A 21,459-nucleotide genomic window follows, 5' to 3' on the forward strand; every position below is an offset into this window, starting at 1 on the left:
ACGGCCTTCTTGCCGTCCTTCTTGCCGTCCTTCTTGCCGGCCCTTCTCCAAGATCTGCTCGTAGACTGCCCTTGCATTCATCACGATCGCCCTCTCGTTGGGGTCGGAAGTCGTCGCCGTCAGCGAGTGTAGCACCCCGATGGCGCCCGCCGCCGCGGCGCGCTCCCAAGCCGAGCTAGGGAGCGTGCTGAGCTCTTGGAGCGCATCAGCGAGCACTTTGCCGGCCCCCATCAAGCGGAAGACGAGGGTGTCTCGCACGCGTGGGAGCTCGGCGACGGCCACGAGGTGCAAGGGGAGCGCGGGTACGGTCGTTCGATAGAACCCTGGTGGCCAGCCCTGGAGGGGCTCGGCGTGCAACGCCTTCAACTCGAGTGAGCGCCTACGGCTCCGCGAAGACGTCGTCGAGAGCGGCGGCGGTGATGATGCGATCCGTCCAGCGGGTCAGCTCGTCGACACCGGCGTCGCGGATGCGTGCTTCCACGGCCGTGTCGAGGCCGCCGAAGCGCGCGCGGAGCTGCCGCGCGAGGACGTCTCGCATCGCCTGCTCGCCGCCCTCTCCGCGGAGCCGGCGCTCCCATCGTTCCACGAAATCCTGCGTCGTCATGTCGAACTCCTCGTCTACGTGCGGCTCTCCCCAAACTTCTAGCACGGCGCGAACGATCATCGAACGCTCGGGGGCGTCGAGCGGGAGCGCGGTGGCCTCGCTCAACGCCGCGCGAAGCACGGCGCCAGCGCCGACGGCGCGGAAGAAGAGCGTCCCGCGATCGACGGGCAGCTCGTTCACGACGATGATGCGCGTGCGGAAGTCTTCCTCGAGCGTGTACGTCCCCGAGGGCCAATCGGGGAGGACCGTGAACCCGAGCTTCGCGAGCGCGGTCGTGGGTCGACCGGCGGACAAGATCCACAGCCGCGAGGACTCGAACCGCTTTCGTCGTTCGATCAGCTTCCCCATGCAGAGCAGCACGTCGAGACTGCTCGGCGGGTCGTGAAAGAACTCGAGCAACGCGTGCTCTTCCTGGAATATCCGACCGACCAGGCCAAAGCTACGAAGCGACTCGAGCCTCGTCACATCCGGTTCGAACGTCAGGTCGATCCGCTGGCTGTCGGGCGAGACATCCGTCTCCGTATGCACGGTCCCGGCGCGCTCGAGCAACGCCGCCCATATCTTCTTCGCGAGGTTGCCGAATGGTGTTCGCGGTGGCACGTGGCTCCGGTCGTGCGCATCTCGGAGGTGTTGCGTGAATAGTGCGCGAGGCTACGCTCGCGCGCGATGGAGTGGCTCGATCCGAAGCTCGACGTCGTCTTCAAGCTGCTGTTCACGCGCTATGAGATGCTGCTCCGGAACATGCTCGAGGCGGTGCTGAACCGAGAGATCGCCGATCTCGAGGTCCTCAATCCGCAGATCCACGGCGAGCGGAGCGGAGACAAGGCCATCCAGCTCGACGTGCGCGTTCGGCTCATCGATGGCACGCGCGTCGACGTCGAGATGCAGCTCCGCGCCGAGGACGCGCTCGTCGAGCGCCTCGTCTACTACGCTGCGCGGGAATACTCTGGCCAGCTCGAGCGCGGAGGCCAATACAACGACCTCACTCCCACCGTCCTCATCGTCTGGATGGTCGCACCGCTCTTCCCTGACCTCGAGCAGTACCACTCCATCTTCGAGCTTCGTGAGCGCCGGACCAACAAGCTCTTCTCGGAGCAGCTCGCGCTCCACGTCCTTCAGCTCGGCTTCATCCATCGCGACGATGGCGCTGGCGTGACCGCCCGCGACGACGCGCTCCGCCGCTGGGGACGCTTTCTCCTTGCGAAGACCGAGGCCGAGTTGGATGCTTTGGCGTTGGAGGATCCGATCATGAGCGCTGCACGCTCTGCACTCGACCAGCTCTCCCAAGATCCCGAAGCCGCACGCCTCGCTCGCGAGCGCTCCGACGCCATAAAGCTCAACGACATCGCCCTCGCCCGCGCCCACAAGAGAGGCGAGATCGAGGGCAAGATCGAGGGCAAGATCGAGGCAATCCTCGCCGTGCTGGCCGCACGTGGCCTCTCCGTCGCCGAAGAGGCCCGGGTCCGCATCGCCACGGAGAAGGATCCCGTCGTGCTCGATCGCTGGTTGACCCGCGCCGTCATCGTCACCGATGTCGCCGAGCTCTTTCTCTCCGAGCCCACGCGGCCGTGACGACAACACGCCGAGAACGGCACCCGCGGTAAAGACGACGAGGGCGGTGCAGCTGAGAGGCTCGCCGCCCTTCGTGCATTCGGGGCAGGCGCGGGGGCGCGAGAGGTGCACCCGCGTCGGCGCGGTGAGGCGTATCCTCGGGGCATGACGCAGCAGGCGCCGGCGCAGATCACCTTTCGCGAAGAAGAGCGCGTCCTCGGCATCGCGTACGACCGGGCGGTGCCGATGGTGCCGGGGCTCGTGAAGAAAGCGACGGGCGCGGAGGCGCAGGAGCTCGGGGACGGTTACTGGATCGCGTCCGTGCGCGCCGAGAATGGAACGAAGCGGGAGGTGACCGTGCGCCTCGGCAAGCAAGGGCCCGACACGCGCTTCGCCATTCGCGCCGACTCGACGGGGACCAACTGGAAGTGGACCTTGTTCGTCATCCTGATCTCCATCCTCACGCTCGGCTTCGGCATCCTCTTCTTCATCCCGTCGATGCAGAGGCGACTTCGCACGGAGCAGCGCGAACGAGACCTCCTCGTCCACAAGACGTTTCGCGCGATCGAAGACGCCGTCGCGGAGCAAGGCGCCTCGCCCGGCTACCGCATCGCCCCGGGCGCCGGCGCGGCAGAGCCGGACGCACTCGCCGAAGAAGCCACCGACGAATCGGTCGACGGACGCCGTCAAAGGACATCCTAGGTAGCCTTAAGCACGAGCCGCACCGACGCTGGGACCCACGACCGCCCCCGTCCCCGGCGAGTCGATTTGGTCGATTTCTTGTTGAAAGTGACTTTCATTAACGATAAGGAGCCGCATGTTCGCTCGAACCTCGCTCGCTTCGCTCCTCCTCGTCCTCGTCGCCTGTAGCTCGCCGTCGTCGCCGACGGTGGAAGGCGAGACCCCTGCCGACGAAACGCCGGCCGACACGGAAGGGGGCCGGAAGTCCCCCGGCAGCACGTCGAAAGGATCGTCCGGCTCGAGCGCGAACGGGGACAAACCGAAGGGGTCGCTCGAGACCGTGCAGGCGGTCGAGGTCTTCGGCGGCAGCCTCGCGAAGGACGTCCCGGTCGTCGAGCTGAGCACGTTGCTGCGCGAGGCGATGAAGTCGCCCGACCAGTACCGCGACAAGACGATCGAGACGACCGGCAAGGTGCGTGCAAACTGCACGAAGAAGGGCTGCTGGATGGAAGTGCGCCCCGCCGACCGCGTCGACGGCGACGCGATCACCGTGCGGTTCAAGGACTATGGCTTCTTCGTGCCGCTCGACTCGCGCGGTCACGAGGTGCGGATCCAAGGCACGATCAGGGTCGAGATCATGAGCCCCGCCGCCGTCGCCGAGGCCGAGGCCGAAGGCGCGACCGTGCCGAACAAGAACCCCGACGGCTCCGCGAACGTCGCGACGTTCACCGCGACCGGCGTCGAGATGCGCGGTCGTATCTGAGCGAACGGACGGAAACCGGAACCGATGCTCCACGCTACCCGTCGCTCTCTCCGCTCGTTCCTGCCGCTCGCCCTCTCGGCGACGGCGCTCGCAAGCGTCGCCGCGCTCTCGCAAGGCTGCGGTGCACCGGCCGCCGGCTCGACCGACGGCGAAGGCTCCGACGTGTCGTTCAACACGCAAGCGGACGCAGGTCAGGACGCGAGCCAGGACGCGGGAGCGGCGGAGGCCGCCCTCGTCTTCAGCCAAGTCTTCGCCGGCGGCGGTATGGAGGGCGCGCCCTTCAAGCGTGACTTCATCGAGCTCTTCAACCGGTCGACGAAGGCGCAGACCCTCGGCGGGCTCTCGCTCCAGTTCGCGAGCGGCACCGGCGAGTTTCCGGCGACGACCGACGGCGGCGCGCCCGTCGCGCGCCTCGCGCTCCCCGCGAGCGTCGAGGTGCCGCCCGGCGGCTACGTCTCCATCGCGCTCGGCGGCGACTCGATCGGAGCAGAGGCTGGAACGGGCGCCGACTTCGCCTTCAACCTCGCCGTCGCGCTGACGCCGACCGCGATCAACCTCTCCGTCACCTCCGGCAAGATCGCGCTCGTTCGGGGGAACGAACCTCTCGCCTGCGGGACGGCGGAGAAGCGATGCGCGACCGAGCGCGTCGTCGACATGATCGGCTGGGGCGGCGAGGAGGTCTCCGACCACGAGGGCGGACAGCCGATGGCCGCGCTGTCGGCGTCGACCGCGGCGCGTCGCGCGGGCAACGGCTGCGTCGACACGAACGACAACGGCGCCGACTTCGCCGCCGCGGCGCCGGAGCCCCGCAACGCCGAGAGCGATCCGGACTATTGCGGCGCAAGCGCGCCGGAGCCGACCGGCGACGAAGACCCGACGCTCCAGGGCCTCGTCATCAGTCAGGTCTTCGGCGGCGGTGGGCTGCCGGGCTCCCCTTACAAACGCGACTACGTGGAGGTCTTCAACGCGTCGGCCGAGCCGCGCGTGCTCACCGGCCTCTCGCTCCAGTACGCGGCGAAGCGATCGCTCTTCGTGCCGGTCACGAACGCGCAAGGCAGCACCAGCTCGGTCATCACGTTCCCCGCGGCGAAGGACGGCAAGGACATCGTCCTCGCGCCCGGCGCCTACTTCCTCGTCGTCATCGGCGGTCGAGACGACGGCGACGGCGACGAGCTCGAAGGCAACATGGTCGTGAAGGCCGGGCCGAGCGCGCTCGACCTCGACGGCCGCGCGGGGAAGATCGCGCTCGTGCGCGGGGCCGAGCCGCTCCGTTGCGGCACCGCCGCGCGCCGCTGCGCTCGCGACCGGATCGTCGATCTCGTGGGATACGGCGACGGCGCCTCCGACTACGAAGGCACCGGCGCGGCGCCGGACCTCGCCGACATCAAGGCCGCCGTCCGCCGCGAGAACGGCTGCGGCGACGACGCGGACAACGCGAGCGACTTCGTCGCCGGCACGCCGGCGCCGCGCAACACGCTCACCGACGCGCGGCCCTGCGGCGTCACGCCGACGGCCACGCCCATCGACGACGCGGAGCCGGAGTCCGAGGACGAGGAGGAAGCGGACGACGCTCCTCGCGTGAAGAAGCCCGCGCCGAAGGCCCCGCTCGCGGAGAGCACCCCGGCGGCGACGTCTTGCTCGATCGCGCACGGTCCTGCTCGCGGCGGGCTCATGCTCGAGGTCGTCGCGGTGGGCCTCGCCCTCCTTCCGCTGAGGCGACGCCGCGCCAGGGACTGAAGGATTCCCGCGGCGCGCCGTTCCGGGAATCGATGCAGCTCGCCGTTTCCAGCCTCATGCCGCCGTCACGGCGGACGCGCGACGTCCTCGAAGCGCGGATCCGCGGCGTGCTCGCGGCCGGGCCGCACGAGAACCCGCACCTCCAGATGGTGTTTCAGCCCGTCGTCGACCTGCGCACCGGGCGCATCGCCGGCGCCGAGGCGCTCGCGCGCTTCAAGAGCCCACCCGGTGAGACCTATCGCACGCCCGACCTCTGGTTCGACGACGCGCGGCGATGCGGGCTCGCGACCGAGCTCGAGCTCCTCGCGATCGCCTCCGCGCTCTCGCGGCTCGACGAGATGCCGCACGGCACCTACCTCGCCCTCAACGCGAGCCCCTCGACGCTCGTGACCACCGAGCTCCGCGAGCTCATCTCCGCGGTGCCGGGCGAGCGCATCGTGCTCGAGCTCACCGAGCACGCGCGCGTCGACGACTACGACACGCTCCACGCCGCGATCGGATGGCTCCGCGCGCGCGGGACGCGGCTCGCGGTGGACGACGCCGGGGCCGGGTTCGCGAGCTTCCAGCACATCCTCCGGCTCCAGCCCGACATCATCAAGCTCGATCGATCGCTCACGAGCGGCGTGGACGCGAACCCGGTGCGGTTCGCGCTCGCTTCGGCGCTCGTGACGTTCGCGGCGAGCCTCGGCGCGAAGATCTGCGCCGAAGGGATCGAGACGTCGGCCGAGATGATCGCGCTCCAGCAGCTCGGCATCGCGAAGGGACAGGGCTACTTCCTCGGCAAGCCGGGGCCCCTCCCCTTGCCCGCCCCGCCGCCCGGCATCTGGTACGGAGCGTCGACGAGCGGCTTCGCGACGAAGGCGAAGAGCTCCGTCATCCGCGACTCGAAGCGCCTCGCGGCGCTGCGCGCGACGGGGCTCCTCGACAGCGACGCCGAGGACGCGTTCGACCGCTTCACGCGCCTCGCCGCGCGATTGCTCCGCGCGCCGGTCGCGCTCCTGTCGCTCGTCGACGAGCACCGGCAGTTCTTCAAGAGCGCGTTCGGCGGCATCGACGTCCGCGAGACGCCGATCGCCTATTCGATCTGCGCCCACGCCGTCGCGGGCAAGGAGCCGATCGTCATCGAAGACGCGCGGACGCATCCGCTCGTCCGCGACAACCCCGCCGTCCACGCCTTCGACATCGGCGCCTACGCCGGCGTCCCGATCGTGACCGCCGACGAGCACGCGCTCGGCGCGCTCTGCGTCGTCGACACCGCGCCTCACGCGTGGACGGAGCACGACGTCGCGACGCTGCGCGACCTCGGGCGGCTCGTCTCCGCGCAGATGGACCTGCGAAAGGCGGCCCGTGAGCTGTCGGCGCGCGCCGCGATGTCCGACGCGCTCCTCGCGCACACCGAGTCCGTCTTCGTCGTCTTCGACGTCGACGGAAAGATCATCCGCGCGAGCGCCGCCGCTTGCCGTCGCCTCGGACGCAAAGAGGCGGAGCTCCGCGGCGAACGGTCGGCGTGCATCGTCCACGCCGACGACATGCCGCGCATGAAGTCCGCGCGCGAGCACCTGCTCCGCGGAGCCGCCGACCACGTCGAGCTCCCCCACGTCCGCATCCTCGGCGCCGACGGCTACGCGGCCATGTGCGTCGACGCCGCGCTCGCGCGCGATCCCTCCGGCGCCGCCCGCTTCTTCGTCGTCACGCTGCAGCTCAGTTGACGCCGGGGCAGCGGATGCCGCCCGACTTGCCGGTGTTGTTGTCGGTGAGGCACTCGTCGATGACGCCGGTGGCGGCGGTGCCCTCGACGACGACGAAGAACGCCGCCGTCGCGCCGGTCGTCGCGTACGAGAGCGTGAGGACCTCGCTCTCGCCGGGGAGGAGCGGCTTCGTCGTGAGCTTCTCCCCGAGCAGCGTCCCGGTCGCGTCCGCGCCGAGGTAGAACTTCACCTTCACGCCGGCCGGCACGCCGAGCGCGCCCTGGTTCTTCACGCGCGCGCGGAGATCGATCGCCGTCGGGCACGAGAAGAGCGAGATCTCGAGGTCGACGAGGAGGTCGGGCGCGTTGTAGACGCCCTTGCCCTGCGAGGAGACGCGGTAGTCGTTGTTCTCCGCGACGGTGAAGCTGCGCGGCTCGACCTGCGGGATCTTGCCGTCCGCGGTCACGTTCGTGATGTGGTACGCGTGCTGGTTCCAGACCTTGCGCGTGCGGACCCAGCGATCGTTCGCGTCGCCGTAGGCGAAGATGCCGTGACGCGGGACCTCGCCCGCGGCGGCGTCGTAGCCTTCGCACTTCGTCGTGCCGATGCTGTGGTGGTAGTCGTTCGCGACCACGAGCAGCTCCGTGTTGTTGTCGCCGTCGACGTCGACGAGGACCGGCATCTCGTGGATCGTCGCCGACGAGTTGACGATCTTGTAGAGCTCGTCGCCGTTGTCGCCGCGGTAGACGCGCGAGTAGCACTCGTCGTTGTAGATGACCTCCGCCGAGCCGTCGCCTTCGAAGTCGAAGACGCTCGAGCCCGTCACGTTCGAGGAGCCGTCCTGCGTGTCCTTGCTCCACTTCACGGAGAGGCGCTTGTCCTCCGGCTTCGCGGGGTCGTACTCGAAGACGTTGTACTTCGTGCCGTTCGCGCTCGCGATCTCGGGGATGCCGTCCTTGTCGAAGTCGGCGACGGTGGGGGGACCGCCGCGGCCGGAGCCCGGAAGCCGGATCGCGGCGAGGACCTTCGGCTTGTCCGGCGGCAGCGCGCTCGCCTCCTGCACGCGGAGGATGCCCTGCCCGATGACGACGAGCTCCGGCTTGCCGTCCTTGTCGAGGTCGGCGATCGCGGTGTAGCCGTCGGGGATCTGGCCGTCGTTCGGGACCCCGAGCGCGGCGAGGAGCGGCGACTTCTCCTCCGAGATGTCCCAGAGCATCGTGCCGTTCTTCCTCATCGCGCGGTTGCCGGTGACGACGAACTGCTCCGTCGACGCGGCGTTGCCGTCGACGTCGGCGATGATGCTGACGGGGCCGTAGCCCGGATCGTTCGAGCCCCAGAGCGCCTGGCCCGTGACCTCGCCGCTGACGAGCGTGCCCTCGTGGTCGAACACGAGACCGCCGGCGACGATCTCCGCCTTGCCGTCGTTGTCCATGTCGGCGATCGCGACCGTGACCGAGTCGTACTTCGTGCGGTTCGCCGTCTTCCACTTGAGCGAGCCGTCCGCGTTGAACGCGATGAGGCCGCCCGACATGCGCGGCGCGACGATGTCGATCTTCCCATCGCCGTCGATGTCGCCGACCGCGGGCGTGCCGCGCGGGTTCACCTCGTTGCCGTCCTTGTACGCGTCGACCGTCGCCGCCCACTTCTCCTTCGGCTTCTTCGAGCCGGGGCTCGCCGGATCTTCACGCCCCTCGAGCACGCGGACGTACGCGGGCCGGTCCTGGTTGTACGCGCCGCTGTCGTTCTTGCTCGTGACGATGACCACCTCGGGGATCTTGTCGCCGTCCATGTCGACGACCATCGGCGTGTTGACGATCTGGTTGAACTCCGGCGCGAACACGGCGCTCTCGGTCCACGACCACTCGAGCGTGAGCGCGAGCGGAGCGACGGGCGGCTTGTAGAGGCACGCGCCGGCCTCCACCGGCTGCGGGAGGCACTTGCCGATCGTGGGCTCGCAGAACTCCTCCTCTTCGCAGTCGAACGAGTCGTTGCACGCCTTGCCCGGCGCGACGCACGCCTGCGAGAGGCAGACTTGCCCCGCCGCGCAGCACACCTCCCCGCAGCGCACGCCCGTCGCGCAAGCCTCGGCGCATGCATTCTTCACGCATTCTTGACCCGTCGCGCAGCAGATCGCGGGCTCGCCGCAGAGCACCTTCGACGCGCAGCTCTCGCGCGGATCGCCGGACGACGACGCGCCGCCCTCGCTCGGGACGAACGTGCCGCTGCTCGACGTCGTGCTGCTCGCGCCGGCGTCGTCGGGGTCCTGGAAGCTGCTGCCCTGCGAAGAGCCGCAGGCGATGACGAGGCCGAGCGCGAAGAAAGAAACGAGGAGATGACGCATGAGGGCTCCGGACCCTCGACGATATCAGGCGCGACGACGGCGCCGCACGGCCGCGAGCGACGCGAGCGCCAGCGCGAGCGCAGCGCCGGCGCTCGAGCTGCCGGCGGGCGTGGTCGCGCAGCCGCCGCCGCCCGCGTCGAGCTGCTCGACCGGCTGCGGAGGTGTGGTCGAGGTGGTCACCGGCGGCGGGGACGACGGCGGCGCGGTGGGCTGCGTGTTCGGGTCCTCGAACGGCGCGCCCCCCTCCGGCGGCGGGCCCTCCGCGTCGGCGTCCGCGTCGGCGCCGGCGTCGCTCGGGTCCGGACCTGCGTCGTCGCCGCCGTCGGGGACGTTGCCTTGCGGGATCGTCCCGCCGTCGCCTCCGCACGCGGGCGACTCGAGCTGACACGCGACCGAGCAGCAGTCGCCGCTCTCCACGTTGCCGTCGTCGCACTCCTCGCCCGGCTCGATCGTTCCGTTGCCGCACTCGAACGTCGCGCCGTCGAGTGAGAACGAGCCGGAGCCGGCGATGCGCTTCACGAAGAGGTAGAGCTCCGTCTCCGGCTCGTAGGTCCACGTCGTGACCTCCGTCTCGCCGAGCCCGGTCCGATCGCTCCACTGGACCAGCTGCGGCGTGCCCTTCGCGCTCGGCTCGGCGAGGTACGCGTAGACGTCGTAGTCGGCGGTCGACGACTGCGTCATCGTCAGCTTCAGCGTGCGGCCCGCGGGCACCTTGATCTTGCGGCCCCACGCGCGCTTCGCGCCGACGCTCCCATCGGACGTGCCGGTGAGCGGCGCGGCGAGGTCCCACGTCGTCGTCGCCGCTTCGATCGCGGCGTCGGGGTTGATCAGGCCGTACCCCTCCATCCGGTCCTTCGGCGACGCGCCGCGACCGAGGAGGGGGTTGTTCGCGCCCGACTCGCGGAGCGCGTTCGTCTCCGTCGCTGACGCGCCGAGGAGCATCTTCACGAGGCGCGGCGAGTCGCTCGAGCCCCAGCTCCAGACGTGGCCCTTCGCCTCGAGCGCCTGGATGAGGAGCGCGGCCGAGCCCGAGACGAGCGGCGCCGCCATCGAGGTGCCGAGGTTGCTCGTGTAGTCGTTCGGTTGGACGTCGGCGAAGTCGGAGCCCTGCGCGTCGCCGGTGTTCGAGTCGGGCGCGAGGATCTTCGTGCGGTACGAGGAGCCGCCGGGCGCGACGACGTCGGGCTTGTCGTCGGTGTCGGCCGCCGTCATCGCCGCGCCGCTCGAGTACGACGCGAGCGCGTTGACGTCGTTCACGGCGCCGACGGTGAGCGTCTTCGACGCGCGGCCGGGGTCGCCCGTCGCGCCGGTCGCGCCGTTGTTGCCCGCCGACGAGACGACGAGGATGCCGAGGTCGACGAGCGCGTTCACCTTCGCGCGCTGAGTCGGATCGGTCGCGCCGCCGCGGAGGCCGAAGCTGCAGTTGACGACCTTGATGTCGAGCGACTCCGCGATGAGCGCGATGTCGTCGAGCGCGGCGTTGATGTCGGCCGACGTCGCGACCGCGGTCGTGTCGGACGGGAAGATCTTCGCGCCGTACCAACCCGAGCCCGGCGCGACGCCGCGCAGCGCGGGGTAGCCGTCGCCCACCGCCGGGTACGCCGCGAGCCTGTTCGCGATCGCGTAGCGCGTCACGTCCTGCGCCGCGTTCTGGCGGAGGCCGAGCGTGTAGTGCGTGCCGTCCGGGGCGTTGCCGTCGAACGTGAGCGTGAGGGGGGACGCGCCGACGGCGCTCGTCTTCTGCGACGAGTACGACGTCTTGCCTTCGTCGCCGCGGAGCACGGAGACCGTCGTCGGGCCGCCGAGGAACGTCGCCGTCGACGTCAGCGAGAACGCGGGAGGGAACGTGATCGCGTTCCCGTTCCACTCGTTCGGGCTCATCCCCTCCACCGAGCCGCTGTCCGTCCACGCGAGCGGGCCGGGCCCCACGCCGAACGCGGCGCCGGAGCCGAGCGCGACGCCGGCGACGTGGGTGCCGTGGCCGAGCGAGTCCGACGCGGTCGGCTTCGCGTCGGCGGTGTAGTCCTTCCACCCGATCATGCGGCCCGCGAGATCGGGGTGGGTGGGATCGACGCCGCCGTCGACGATCGCGATGTTGACCTTCGACGAGCCTTCGATTCCCGCCGGCGCTCCGGCGAACCCGGGCGCCCACACGCTGCGGACGCGCGCGGCCTTCGTCGCGCGGTCGAGGTGCAGCTCGAGCGGCTGCTCGCCTTTCAGCACGAGGAGGTCGGGCCCGAGCGCCGCCGCGAGCGCGGGGATCTGCGAGCGCGGGACCTTCCCGCTGAAGCCGTTGCTGACGCGCTGGAAGACGTGACGGACCTTCCCGCCGACGCGCTCGAGCTCCGCCGTCGCGCCGACGGGCATGCGATGCGCGAAGATCGCCTCGACCTCGACGAGCTCCTCGCCGGTCGACGGCACCGGGAGCTGGAGCGCGTCGTCGATGCGATCGTGATCGCGATCGATCGAGGAGACGTCGGGGACCGGCGCTCGCGCGAGGTCGGAGCGTTGTTCGCCCGGCGAAGGCGCGCCTCCCGTCGTGCAACCCGCGGCGAGAACGATCGTGCCGATGACGGCCCCACGCAGTCCGATGCGCACCATGAGGCATCGAGTCTACGCGAGGGAACGCCATCGCAGCTATGATCTCGCCATGACGGCGGCGCGCACCCCTCGCTACGTCCCCTATGAGGAGTTCCTGGTCGCCGAAGCGGCGAGTGACCTGAAGCACGAATGGGTGGACGGTGTCGTCTATGCGATGAGCCGTGGGACGCCCGAGCACGGGAGGCTGACCATGAACGTCGGCTTCGAGATGTTTGGTCACCTGCGACAGCGTGGATGCGCCGTGTTCTCATCGGACGTCGCGATCCTCATCGAAGCGGCCAACCACCATACCTACGCAGACCTCTCCGTCGTTTGCGGGCCGGTAGAGATGCGCGAGGTTCGCGACAAGAATCAGAAGAGCATCGGGAAGGCCATCACGAACCCATGCGTGATCGTGGAGGTCCTCTCCGAATCGACGCAGCGCTACGACCGCGACGCGAAGTTCGAGGCGTACAAGAAGCTCTTGTCCTTCGAGGAGTACATCCTCGTCTGGCAGGACGAGAAACGCATCGAGGTCCGAACGCGCGATGGCGACCGCTGGACCACGGTGATCGGCGAACCGGGGGAGACGGTCCGCGTCCGTGGTGTCGAGGTCGCCGTCGATGCCGTGTACGCGTGATCAGTCGCGGGCCGGGATCCCGCAGCTGTAGCCGCACGAGCGCTGCTCGGAGCACGTCCAGCCGCCGACGCACATCGGGTGGATGAGGCCCTGGCCCTCGCAGTCGACGGGCTCGGCGCAGTACGAATTCTGGAGCTCGAGGGTGTTCGAGAAGCCGTCGCCCTCGATCGTGAGCGCGTCGCCCGAGCGCGTGAGCTCGTAGCGCGTGAAGTAATCGCCGCCGATCGTCTCGACCGGCCCGTTCGACGCGAGGACGAGGCTATGGCCGACGACGTGGTAGGTGCCGTCGATGCGGACGGATGTCGGGCACGGCGTCGTGATGCACACGATGCCGGTGCTCACGTCCGCGAAGAAGGTGCCGTCGTGCCGAAAGACCGCGCCTTCGAACCACTGCGACGACGTCGCGGTCTCCCATTTCCCGCGCCACGCCCCCTCCACCTCGACCGGGAACGGCAGGATGAGGTCCTGCTCCGTCGCCGTCGACTCTTCGGCCGCGGAGGTGCAGCCGGCGAGGACCGAGAGACCGAGGAAAGCGACGCCAAGAGAAAGCTTGAAGCTCATACGTGAATCTCCTTAGTTACGCCGCTAGCGCGAACGCGCCCTGGGGCGGCGGCCCATTCGCGCGCTGTACTGGCGCAAGATTTCAGATTCGCAACGCGAAACGTTTGCGGCGGAGCTGCCCACTCGAGCATCGGGCAGAGGGTGGATCGCCGCGTGGACGATCGAGCTTCGCGCCTCGTTGGTACGGAAAGCTCCAGTGTAGGTGTTTCAGGCATTTAGCTTGGATCCTCCTCTAACCACTCGATTTATTTAGGGGTGATCCGTGTAGGAGAACGTGCGCACGAAGGTTTCGCAGCTACACCAAAGGGGTCCCGATGCGCTCCTCCCTCTCCCTCGCCTCGCTCCTCCTCCTCTCTTCCGTCGGCGCCGCCGTCATGACCTCTTCGACGACGGGTTGTGCGCCCGCCGCCGACGACAGCGCGACCTCCGATCAAGCCGCGACCGCGGCGGAGGACCTCGCGACCGCGAAGTCGGTCGTCGAGCTACTCAACGGCAAGTGCAAGAACTGCCACGGCGTCACGGAGGCGAAGATCAAGTCGTGGGGCCTCGCGCTCACCGCGGTCGACGCCGCGGTCTTCGCGCCGACGGACATCGATCCGCAGTCGCGCATCACGAACCTCCGCTCCGATCCGAACAACCCCGCGAGCCCGTTCTCGGCGAAGAAGCTCGGCCTCTACGCCGCCGGCGTGCAGCAGGAGCAGTTCAAGACGCTCTTCCAGGAGGCGTACGGCGCCGCGACCTGGGAGACGGAGTACAAGAGCTTCGTCGCGCGCACGAACATGCCGCGCGGCGCGCAGCCGTTCGACGCGGCAGAGTTCGCGACGATCAAGGGCTGGATCCTCAAGGGCATGCCGCAGCTCGCGCAGGCGTTCGGCGCGCCGCCGGAGCCCGAGCCCACGCCCGCGTGCGTGCCGTCGATCACGCCCGAGCTGAAGGCGCACATCGAAGAGATGAAGACGCAGGGCTGGGGCGCGCGCCTCGCCGACCAGGCGACGCCGATGTTCGGCTGCGCCGAGGGCCAGAGCGGCAGCGCGTGCCTCACGACGTTCCCCGACACGACCGCGACGTTCGGCACCGCCGACGTCCCGCAGACGCTCCGCACCTTGATCGACGAGCGGCTCGCGTCGCACTTCTGGGTCCGCAGCTCCGCGGACGGTCGCTACGTCGGCTTCGGCTACAACAGCCACGGCGCCATCGTCGACCTCAAGAGCCCGGCGAAGCCGATCCACGTCGACGCGCCGTACGATCCGTACTTCCTCCCGAGCAACGACGGCTTCGCCTACGCCGGCGCGAACGCGAGCAGCGCGATCGTGCTCTGCAAGCAGAGCCTCCTCGGCGACGCCGCGAGCTCCGACTCGCCGCGCGTCAGCCTCACCGAGTCGAAGTGCGCGACGATGCACGAGCAGGTCTACATGAGCATCGGCACGTCGCTCGACGGCCTCCGCTACTTCATGACCTTCGGTGCGCACTCGAACGACGACGGCGGCCACGACATCACGACCCAGCTCCCCGCCGACTACGGCGCGGACGCCCGGACCGCGTTCGTCCCGATGATCAACGACGGCCTCTCGTACAAGGCGCAGCGCGGCGTCGTCGTGACGCTCCCGCACGAGGGCGACCTGATGCTCTCGCCGTCGACCCAGCTCGCGGCGACGCGCTTCGGCGACCTCACGAGCTCGCAGGGCTACCGGATCCGCTTCGTGAAGCCCAGCACCGACGCGACGACCGGCGCCCTCACCGTCGACGCGCCGCTCGCGGCCACGGTCTGCGTCCCCGGCCAGAAGGCGAACATCTCGTTCGACGAGCGCTTCATGGTCACGCACCAGTACGTCGACCCGGCCCAGGCCGATCAGGCCGGGCTCCCCGCGGGCTCCGCGAACATCGTGCTCACCGACCTCCTCACCGGTAAGATCGCCCGTATCACGACGATGAAGAAGGACCAGTACGCGCTCTACCCGCACTTCCGCGCGGACGGCTGGCTCTACTTCAACGTCCGCGACATGGCGGCGGACAAGGAGTACGTCGTCGCCTCCGACGCCGCGATCCAGATGGCCGCCACGCCGTGAAGAACCCCCGCGCACTGCTCACGCTCCTCGGCGCCGTCGCCCTCGCCGCCTGCAGCGCGGCGGGCGATGACGACGTGGGCTCGCAGGAGCAGAACGCGCAGCCGATCGACCGCCTCCTGATCGGCAAGGCGGCCGCGTACCCCGCCGACCTCACGATGCGCCAGCGCGCGCCGCTCTTCGACGCGAGCATGGCGGCGCGCCGCAAGACGGCCTGGGACGTCATCGCGCGCACGGTCGCCCCCGTCGCGATCGCGACGACGGAGCCGGAGCCCGCCGGCGAGATCGCGACGAACCTCACCCTCCCGCGCTTCCAGACCTGGCACGCGCGCGAGGAGATCCTGCCGATGTTCGATCGGCTCTTCCGCGGCCTCGACGAAACCGCCCGCGCGCGCCGCGCGCCCTTCGATGCGCAGGCGATCGAGGACGTCTTCCCGTGGAACGCGACCCGCGCGACGTCGCTCGCGAGCTTCACCCAGGCGCGCCTCGATCAGCGGAGGGCCGAGCTCGCCACGCCCGAAGGCCTCGCGTCGCTCGGCAAGGACCCGCGCGTCCTCATGAGCCCCGACTACGTGCAGCACCTCTTCGAGAGCTACGGCAAGGTCCTGAGCTGCAAGCCGAGCGATCCGATCGATCCGGCGAGCGGCGTCGTGCCGACCGATCCCGAGTCGCCCGCCGACTTCGCGCCCTGCCTCGAGGGCGAGTTCCCGCCCGGCGCGGTCGCGATCAAGACGCGCTGGATGCCGAGCTCCGCGCCGGTCCCCGTCTACGACACGTCCGCTTCGGCCCTCCGCGCGCGCCTCGCCGAGAACGGCACCTTCCCGGAGGCCGGCGACACGCAGGCCGACCCGACCCCCGCGCAAGCGTACACGATGCAGATCACGCCCGACGCGCGCACGCGCCTCGTCGCGCTCCACATCATGACGAAGGAGCTCCGCGACTGGGTGTGGATCACGATGTGGTGGTCGCCGGAGCCGAACAGCGACTTCGGGGCCGATCGTCCCGCGTCGCTCGGCGGGGTGTGGGCGAACTACAAGATGTGCGTCGTCACCGCGTACGACGAGAAGGACAAGCTGCCTGGCGGCGGCTTCCCGAAGACGCTCGCCGACGCGCTCGACGCGACGAACGAGAGCGGCCCCGCCACCTGGTGCTCGAACCCGTACCTCGAGACGATGGAGCACGGCGCGAAGACGAACTGCATCGGCTGCCACCAGCACGGCGGCACGCGCGAGACGAGCGAGACCCTGATCGCGAACCCCGATCTCTTCCCCGACAACACGCGCAAGCGCGTCCGCCGGGACTTCCCGGTCGACTACACCTTCACGACCGAAGGCGGCCTCGAGCTCGCCTCCGAGATGCGGAACCGCGTCGAGGCGATCTCGCCGACGCCCGCGCCCGCGCCCGTGCGTTAGCGCCCGATCGCGCCGCGGTAGACCCAGCCTTCGGACGCGAAGCCATCGCCGTACTTGATCTGGTACCAGCCGTCCTTCGACGGGCCGACCTTCACCTTCGACCCGCGCGGGAGGCGCTGGACGAGCGTGCCGGTCTTCGGCGTGTCGCGCACGAGGGCCACCTCCCACGAGACCTCGGCCTCGCCGGTCGCGACCGCGGCCGCCGGCTTCTCCGGCTCCGTCTTCGCCTTCGCGCTGCCCTCGTCGACCTTATCGTTTTTATCGTTTTTGTCGCCCTTGCGCGCGACCGTCTCTTCCGCCGCGCCCGCCTTGAGCTCCGCGACGTACACGACCGTGTACTTGTTGTGCTCGTGCGGCGTCGCCGTCGTCGCGGTGTTGTGGAAGGCCGTCTTGAGGCAGGACTGGATCGCGTCGAGGTTCTGGACGTTCGCGCTCGCCTTGTTCACGTCGTACCAGAAGCGCCCGCTCACGAAGTCGGCGTTCGCGGTGAGCGAGAACTTCCCGGTCTGCCCCTCCACCCCGGAGCAGTTCGCGATCTTCTTGAGGCGCGGGCGGACGATCTCGTCGACGCCCGGGACCGCGCCGCAGTCCCTGCCCTTCTTCTTCTCGCCGTCGCTCGTCACGCACGTGATCACGAGGCCGCGTCCGACCGTGATGACGGGCGGCGCGGCGACGGACGGAGCAGCGGCGGAGGCGGGCGCCGCTGCCGACGCGGACGGGATCGGCGCCGTGAGCTTCGTCGCGACGCTCGCGGGCGGAGCCTCGGGCGCGCGCGCGGCGTGGGCGGAGCCCGACGCGGCCGCGGCGGCTTCCGACGGCGCGTTCGGACCGAGGCGAACGCCCGCGATCCGCGGCCACGCGATGCCGATGACGAAGCCGACCGCGGCGATGACCCCGACCTTCACCCAGGCCGGCTTGTCCTTCTCCGAAGGAGGGACCTCGATCGTGAGGGGTCGCTCGCTCTGATTACGTCGCATCGTCATCCCCTTCTACTGAAAGGTGACGATGTGGGCAAATTCCTACCCGCTCAGGGAACGATCTTGATCGTGAGGAGGAGGACGCCGCCCTGGTAGTTGAAGCCGCCGACATTGAACGGTTTGTTCGGGTCGGCCGCGACGTCCGCGAGGCGGTTGTAGGTGCCGCTGCCGTCCGGGCTGCTGATCGACGCGGTGACTTTGTATTTCGCATCGGCTTTGCCGGTGTGAACGAGCTGGAACGTCCGCCCGTTCGGGAGCGGGGTCGTGCTCGGCTGGTTCACCGCGAGCGTCATCGACTTCTTCTCGAGGAGCTTGAGGCAATCGTAACCGAGCGCGGGCGGAGCGTCGCCGATCTGCGGATCGACGCTCTTCTTCTCGCACTTGGTGGCGTGGATGACCATGACCTCGGCGTGCGGTGCCGGATCTCCGGCCACCGCGACGCGCTCACCGATGACCGATGCGGAGACGGCGACCGCTCCGATCGCCGTGCTCTTGATCCAGAGCTTCATCACTTGGCTCCTGACTCGTCGACCCAGACGACCACGCTGGTCGTCACGCTGTTCGTCTCGTTCGGAAGATAGAACACACTGACGGACTGACCGGGATTTTCGACGGTGACGTTGGCGGCCGCCGCATTCTGGGGGCTGGGCTGGACGAGCGGCGTGGTCGTCCGGGCCATCGGCGCCTCTTCTTTGCCGCGCGTGACGAGGAAGATCGACGCCGCGAGGGCGAGCCCCGCCGCGATCCACATCGCCGCGCCTCGCTTCGACGAGGCCTTGGCCTGCTTGGCGCGGGCGGCGCCGATCGGCACCACTTTCCCTGCGCTTTCGGCCGCTTTTTCGATCGGCTCCGCCTCGACCTTCGCCATCACCGCGTCCGCGACGTCGAACGCGGCGATCGCCTTCGCGTCCTTCGACGCGCGATGCCCTGTCTGGACGAAGTCGCCCAGCTCGGCGAGGTCGTTCGCGAAGAGCACCGCCTCCGCGTCCTCGCGCATCCAGCGCTCCACCTCGGCCCGCTCGGCGCCTTCGAGCTCGCCGTCGGCATAGGCCATGATCTTCATCGCGCGCTCGCTGGTCGTAACCGCGCCGCTCATGCTTCTTCCCCGTCCTGTGTGGATCCCGCTGTGGGGACCTTACCAATCTGTTCTTCGTAGCAGTCGGCGAGCGCCTTCTGCAGCTTCTGCCGCGCGTGGAAGAGGCGGCTCATGATGGTGCCCTTCGACACCCCCATCGCGGTAGCCATCTCCTCGTAGCTGAGGCCTTCGATCTCTCTCATGACGATGACGCCGCGGTGATAAGGCGGCAGCGCGTCGAGCGCCGCCTGGAGGCGCCCGGCGATTTCCTGCCGCCGGACGACGTCGACGGGGTCGGACCCGTCGACCTTGCTGAGGAGAGGAAACTCGGCCTCCGGCCCTTCGTCGGCGTCGAAGCGTTCCTCGTCGATCTCGACGAGCTGCCGCCCGGGCTTGCGAATGAGGTCGATGCTGAGGTTCGTGATGATGCGGTAGAGCCAGGTGAAGAAGCTCGAACCGCCCTGGAAGCTGGGGAGGCCTTTGTAGACGCGGAGAAAGGCGTCTTGAACGAGCTCGCGAGCGTCGTTCTCGTCACGCACGAGGGAGAGGGCGATGGCGAAGGCACGCCGCTGATGACGCTCGACCAGCTGCCGGAAGGCAGCGGTGTCGCCTTGTTGTGCCTTCGCGATGAGCCCACGGTCTTCCTCCGCCTCACGGATGCGTGCTTGCTTGGCGTTGGACGCGTCGGCTGCGCGCTGATTCAACGTCGCGGAAGGAGGTGGCACCTTCGAGGGGGAGACCGCACGCGAGTCGGCTTCCTCCGACTCCGGCGCCTCGCTCGGCGGCGGCGCGCTCGCGGGCGCGGCCGCGTCCCGGCCCTCGTCCACGCCGGACGGCTCCGCGTTCGCCGTGGGCGGCGGGGTGGGCTCGGAGGCGATGGCCATTCGCGGACTTAGCCTAAACCACGCGCGTGGTCCGCGGCTACCGTGGTCACTCGCGACGGAACAAGGGGTCGCCGAGGCCGTCCGGCACCGCGGGCCGGGGGGGAGGAGCGGCTCGCCGCGGCTCCTTCAGCTCGCCGAGCGTGATCGGGAGCTCCAGCGTCTGGCCGTCGCGCGTGACCTTGAGGGTCACGGTCTTGCCGACCCCCGCCGTGCTCGCCTTCCACTGGAGGAGGGAGCTCCGGTCGACCGGCTGACCATCGAACGCGACGATGAGGTCCCCGTTCTGGAGCTTCGCCTTGTCGGCGGGACCGCCGGGCTCGACGTCCTCGACGAGGACTCCCTTGAGGTCGCCGAGCTTCAGCTTCGTCTTCTGATCGGGCGTCAGGTAGCGCGAGTCGACGATCTTGATGCCGATCGCGCTCCGCGTGATCTTCCCGTCCTTCATCAGGGTCGGGAGGATCGTCTTGATCATGTTGATCGGGATCGCGAACCCGATCCCCTGCGCGCCGCCGCCGCGGACCGCGGTGTTCATGCCGATGACCTCGCCGCGGAGGTTCAGGAGCGGCCCGCCCGAGTTGCCGGGGTTGATCGACGCGTCGGTCTGGATGAACGAGTAGTACCCGCTCGGATCGAGCGGCACGTCCTCGCGCTCGCGGCTCTTGCCGCTCACGATGCCGGCGCTGACGGTGTGCGAGAGCCCGAACGGGTTGCCGATCGCGACGACCCAGTCGCCGACGTCGAGCTGATCGGAGTCTCCGAGCGCGATCGCGGGGAGGTCCTTGCCCTCGGTGTCGACGCGGATCACCGCGATGTCCGTGCGCGGGTCGCGCCCGACGATCTTCGCCTCGAACACGCGCTCGTCCGAGAGCTGCACCGAGATCGCGTCCGCCTCCTCGACGACGTGGTTGTTCGTGACGATGACGCCGTCCTTCTGGACGATGAAGCCGGTGCCGAGCCCCTTGCGGACGACGCGGCCGCGCGGCCCCGTCCCCGACGCCGCGATCGTGACGACGCTCGGGTCCGCGCTCTTCGCGACCGGCGCGAAGCTGAGCGGTCCGGTCTTGATCCCTTCGTCCGCGCGCGGGCTGGGGAGCGGGGGCGGCGTGCTGTTCGCGATGGCGGGAGCGGCCGACGTGACGGTCGTGACCGCTCGCGTCTCTTCGCCGGGGGTTCCGTTCTCGGTCGCCTTCGCCCGGTTGCAGCCGGTGAGGAAGGCGGGGACGACGAGGCTGAGGACGAGAACGGTTCGGCGTTGCATCAAGCTCCTACTTCTTCGAGCGTTCGACGTATCGCATCCTAAGGTCGTAAAGGAGCTGCGCAAGGAGCCGCTCCTCGTCGCCGGTGAGGTTGCCCTTCGTCTTCTCCTCGAGCAGGCCCAGCAGATCGATGTTCTGCTTCGCGAGCGGGAGGTTCTGCTCCACCTCGTTCGACTCCGGGTGCGGCGCCTCGCCGAGGTGCATCAACGCGGAGTGGCTGAGCGAGAGGACGAACGTCGCGAAGTCGATCGACGGGAGCGCGTCCGAGTCGAGCTCGTCCTCCGAGCTCACGGCTCGCCGCCGCCGACGACGGGCTCGTCCGCACCACCTCCGACGTCGTCGGTCGACACGTCGTCGGTCGACACGTCGCCGTTCGACACGTCGTCGCTCGACTCGTCGTCGCCGAGATCGGAGTCCGACTCCTCTTCGACGACGGGCGCCACCACCACCGGCTGAGCGAGCGCGGGCTGCGGCGTGGTGAACGAGTCGTACTGCCCATCGAGGTCGGGCAGGGCGGAGAGGTGCTTCTCGAGGTCCTTCTCCGTGAGGGCGCCCGAGCGCAGGTTGCGCTCACGCACGCGCACGTCCATCGTCCACGGGTTCTGGCTGGTCTTGGTCGTCATCGGGCTTTCCTCGAAGTCGCCCT

21 protein-coding genes are annotated in these 21,459 nt (G+C 69.4%); 9 read left to right on the plus strand and 12 right to left on the minus strand.

Translation table 11 applies throughout. The annotated features are described in order from the left end of the window. Nucleotides 1-258, minus strand: a 258-nt coding sequence (locus KF837_44310; protein MBX3234398.1) for a hypothetical protein, incomplete at its 3' end; no start/stop codon positions are given. A gap of 121 nt (nt 259-379) precedes the next feature. Beyond that, nucleotides 380-1,003, minus strand: a complete 624-nt coding sequence (locus tag KF837_44315; GenBank protein ID MBX3234399.1) for a hypothetical protein — start codon at nt 1,001-1,003, stop codon at nt 380-382. On the opposite strand from KF837_44315, the gene KF837_44320 reads away from it, so the two are divergent. From KF837_44320 to KF837_44345, 6 genes are all read left to right on the plus strand, one after another. Then, on the plus strand, nt 986-1,246 hold the full coding sequence (locus KF837_44320; GenBank protein ID MBX3234400.1) for a hypothetical protein: 261 nt from the start codon (nt 986-988) through the stop codon (nt 1,244-1,246). The genes KF837_44315 and KF837_44320 overlap by 18 nt on opposite strands. 24 nt (nt 1,247-1,270) lie before the next feature. Further along, a complete protein-coding gene (locus tag KF837_44325; protein MBX3234401.1) occupies nt 1,271-2,176 on the plus strand; it encodes an Rpn family recombination-promoting nuclease/putative transposase in 906 nt (301 codons plus the stop codon). 144 nt (nt 2,177-2,320) lie between these two features. Further along, on the plus strand, nt 2,321-2,857 hold the full coding sequence (locus KF837_44330) for a hypothetical protein (protein ID MBX3234402.1): 537 nt from the start codon (nt 2,321-2,323) through the stop codon (nt 2,855-2,857). A 115-nt stretch (nt 2,858-2,972) separates the two neighbouring features. After that, complete coding sequence (locus KF837_44335) at nt 2,973-3,599, plus strand: DUF4920 domain-containing protein (protein MBX3234403.1); 627 nt, start codon at nt 2,973-2,975, stop codon at nt 3,597-3,599. Nucleotides 3,600-3,623: 24 nt separating this feature from the next. Beyond that, nucleotides 3,624-5,336 (plus strand): lamin tail domain-containing protein, encoded by a 1,713-nt coding sequence (locus tag KF837_44340; GenBank protein ID MBX3234404.1) that lies wholly within the window; start codon nt 3,624-3,626, stop codon nt 5,334-5,336. A 32-nt stretch (nt 5,337-5,368) separates the two neighbouring features. Further along, on the plus strand, nt 5,369-7,045 hold the full coding sequence (locus KF837_44345; protein ID MBX3234405.1) for an EAL domain-containing protein: 1,677 nt from the start codon (nt 5,369-5,371) through the stop codon (nt 7,043-7,045). Here KF837_44345 and KF837_44350 read toward each other — a convergent pair. Next, nucleotides 7,038-9,365, minus strand: a complete 2,328-nt coding sequence (locus KF837_44350) for a VCBS repeat-containing protein (protein MBX3234406.1) — start codon at nt 9,363-9,365, stop codon at nt 7,038-7,040. The two genes, KF837_44345 and KF837_44350, sit on opposite strands and share 8 nt — an antisense overlap. A 24-nt stretch (nt 9,366-9,389) precedes the next feature. Beyond that, a complete protein-coding gene (locus KF837_44355) occupies nt 9,390-11,966 on the minus strand; it encodes a S8 family serine peptidase (GenBank protein ID MBX3234407.1) in 2,577 nt (858 codons plus the stop codon). 49 nt (nt 11,967-12,015) lie between these two features. Between KF837_44355 and KF837_44360 the strand changes: the two genes are divergently transcribed. Continuing rightward, a complete protein-coding gene (locus KF837_44360; GenBank protein MBX3234408.1) occupies nt 12,016-12,585 on the plus strand; it encodes a Uma2 family endonuclease in 570 nt (189 codons plus the stop codon). Here the strand turns inward: KF837_44360 and KF837_44365 are convergent, their stop codons facing one another. Then, nucleotides 12,586-13,146 carry a hypothetical protein gene (locus KF837_44365; GenBank protein MBX3234409.1) on the minus strand — a complete coding sequence of 187 codons (561 nt, stop codon included), beginning with the start codon at nt 13,144-13,146 and terminating at the stop codon, nt 12,586-12,588. 314 nt (nt 13,147-13,460) lie between these two features. Between KF837_44365 and KF837_44370 the strand changes: the two genes are divergently transcribed. Together KF837_44370 and KF837_44375 are read left to right on the plus strand one after the other, a co-directional pair. Then, nucleotides 13,461-15,212: a hypothetical protein gene (locus tag KF837_44370; GenBank protein MBX3234410.1), complete on the plus strand. Its 1,752-nt coding sequence runs from the start codon at nt 13,461-13,463 to the stop codon at nt 15,210-15,212. After that, nucleotides 15,209-16,621, plus strand: coding sequence for a hypothetical protein (locus tag KF837_44375; protein MBX3234411.1), 1,413 nt, complete (start codon nt 15,209-15,211; stop codon nt 16,619-16,621). Before KF837_44370 ends, KF837_44375 begins: the two co-directional genes overlap by 4 nt. Here the strand turns inward: KF837_44375 and KF837_44380 are convergent. The 7 genes from KF837_44380 to KF837_44410 all read right to left on the minus strand — a co-directional run bounded on the left by KF837_44380 (nt 16,618) and on the right by KF837_44410 (nt 21,436). Then, the gene (locus KF837_44380; protein ID MBX3234412.1) at nt 16,618-17,598 is read right to left on the minus strand and encodes a hypothetical protein; all 981 of its coding nucleotides are present in this window, start codon (nt 17,596-17,598) and stop codon (nt 16,618-16,620) included. The genes KF837_44375 and KF837_44380 overlap by 4 nt on opposite strands. Nucleotides 17,599-17,648: 50 nt before the next feature. Next, nucleotides 17,649-18,107: a hypothetical protein gene (locus KF837_44385; protein MBX3234413.1), complete on the minus strand. Its 459-nt coding sequence runs from the start codon at nt 18,105-18,107 to the stop codon at nt 17,649-17,651. Next, nucleotides 18,107-18,694, minus strand: coding sequence for a zf-HC2 domain-containing protein (locus KF837_44390; GenBank protein ID MBX3234414.1), 588 nt, complete (start codon nt 18,692-18,694; stop codon nt 18,107-18,109). Before KF837_44390 ends, KF837_44385 begins: the two co-directional genes overlap by 1 nt. Continuing rightward, complete coding sequence (locus KF837_44395) at nt 18,691-19,557, minus strand: sigma-70 family RNA polymerase sigma factor (GenBank protein MBX3234415.1); 867 nt, start codon at nt 19,555-19,557, stop codon at nt 18,691-18,693. Before KF837_44395 ends, KF837_44390 begins: the two co-directional genes overlap by 4 nt. A gap of 46 nt (nt 19,558-19,603) precedes the next feature. Continuing rightward, complete coding sequence (locus KF837_44400; GenBank protein MBX3234416.1) at nt 19,604-20,815, minus strand: trypsin-like peptidase domain-containing protein; 1,212 nt, start codon at nt 20,813-20,815, stop codon at nt 19,604-19,606. Nucleotides 20,816-20,822: 7 nt separating this feature from the next. Next, complete coding sequence (locus tag KF837_44405) at nt 20,823-21,017, minus strand: DUF1844 domain-containing protein (GenBank protein ID MBX3234417.1); 195 nt, start codon at nt 21,015-21,017, stop codon at nt 20,823-20,825. 83 nt (nt 21,018-21,100) lie between these two features. Further along, a complete protein-coding gene (locus KF837_44410; GenBank protein MBX3234418.1) occupies nt 21,101-21,436 on the minus strand; it encodes a hypothetical protein in 336 nt (111 codons plus the stop codon). Nucleotides 21,437-21,459 lie beyond the last annotated feature (23 nt).

Origin of the sequence: Labilithrix sp. (genome assembly GCA_019637155.1) — a bacterium.
Classification (GTDB): Bacteria; Myxococcota_A; Polyangia; order Polyangiales; family Polyangiaceae; genus Labilithrix.

Bases quoted from the DNA above. Each gene is read 5' to 3' on its own strand.
- KF837_44325 (MBX3234401.1), top strand. From the start codon at position 1,271: ATGGAGTGGCTCGATCCGAAGCTCGACGTCGTCTTCAAGCTGCTGTTC.
- KF837_44330 (MBX3234402.1), top strand. From the start codon at position 2,321: ATGACGCAGCAGGCGCCGGCGCAGATCACCTTTCGCGAAGAAGAGCGC.
- KF837_44335 (MBX3234403.1), top strand. From the start codon at position 2,973: ATGTTCGCTCGAACCTCGCTCGCTTCGCTCCTCCTCGTCCTCGTCGCC.
- KF837_44340 (MBX3234404.1), top strand. From the start codon at position 3,624: ATGCTCCACGCTACCCGTCGCTCTCTCCGCTCGTTCCTGCCGCTCGCC.
- KF837_44345 (MBX3234405.1), top strand. From the start codon at position 5,369: ATGCAGCTCGCCGTTTCCAGCCTCATGCCGCCGTCACGGCGGACGCGC.
- KF837_44350 (MBX3234406.1), bottom strand. From the start codon at position 9,365: ATGCGTCATCTCCTCGTTTCTTTCTTCGCGCTCGGCCTCGTCATCGCC.
- KF837_44355 (MBX3234407.1), bottom strand. From the start codon at position 11,966: ATGGTGCGCATCGGACTGCGTGGGGCCGTCATCGGCACGATCGTTCTC.
- KF837_44360 (MBX3234408.1), top strand. From the start codon at position 12,016: ATGACGGCGGCGCGCACCCCTCGCTACGTCCCCTATGAGGAGTTCCTG.
- KF837_44365 (MBX3234409.1), bottom strand. From the start codon at position 13,146: ATGAGCTTCAAGCTTTCTCTTGGCGTCGCTTTCCTCGGTCTCTCGGTC.
- KF837_44370 (MBX3234410.1), top strand. From the start codon at position 13,461: ATGCGCTCCTCCCTCTCCCTCGCCTCGCTCCTCCTCCTCTCTTCCGTC.
- KF837_44380 (MBX3234412.1), bottom strand. From the start codon at position 17,598: ATGCGACGTAATCAGAGCGAGCGACCCCTCACGATCGAGGTCCCTCCT.
- KF837_44385 (MBX3234413.1), bottom strand. From the start codon at position 18,107: ATGAAGCTCTGGATCAAGAGCACGGCGATCGGAGCGGTCGCCGTCTCC.
- KF837_44390 (MBX3234414.1), bottom strand. From the start codon at position 18,694: ATGAGCGGCGCGGTTACGACCAGCGAGCGCGCGATGAAGATCATGGCC.
- KF837_44395 (MBX3234415.1), bottom strand. From the start codon at position 19,557: ATGGCCATCGCCTCCGAGCCCACCCCGCCGCCCACGGCGAACGCGGAG.
- KF837_44400 (MBX3234416.1), bottom strand. From the start codon at position 20,815: ATGCAACGCCGAACCGTTCTCGTCCTCAGCCTCGTCGTCCCCGCCTTC.
- KF837_44405 (MBX3234417.1), bottom strand. From the start codon at position 21,017: ATGCACCTCGGCGAGGCGCCGCACCCGGAGTCGAACGAGGTGGAGCAG.
- KF837_44410 (MBX3234418.1), bottom strand. From the start codon at position 21,436: ATGACGACCAAGACCAGCCAGAACCCGTGGACGATGGACGTGCGCGTG.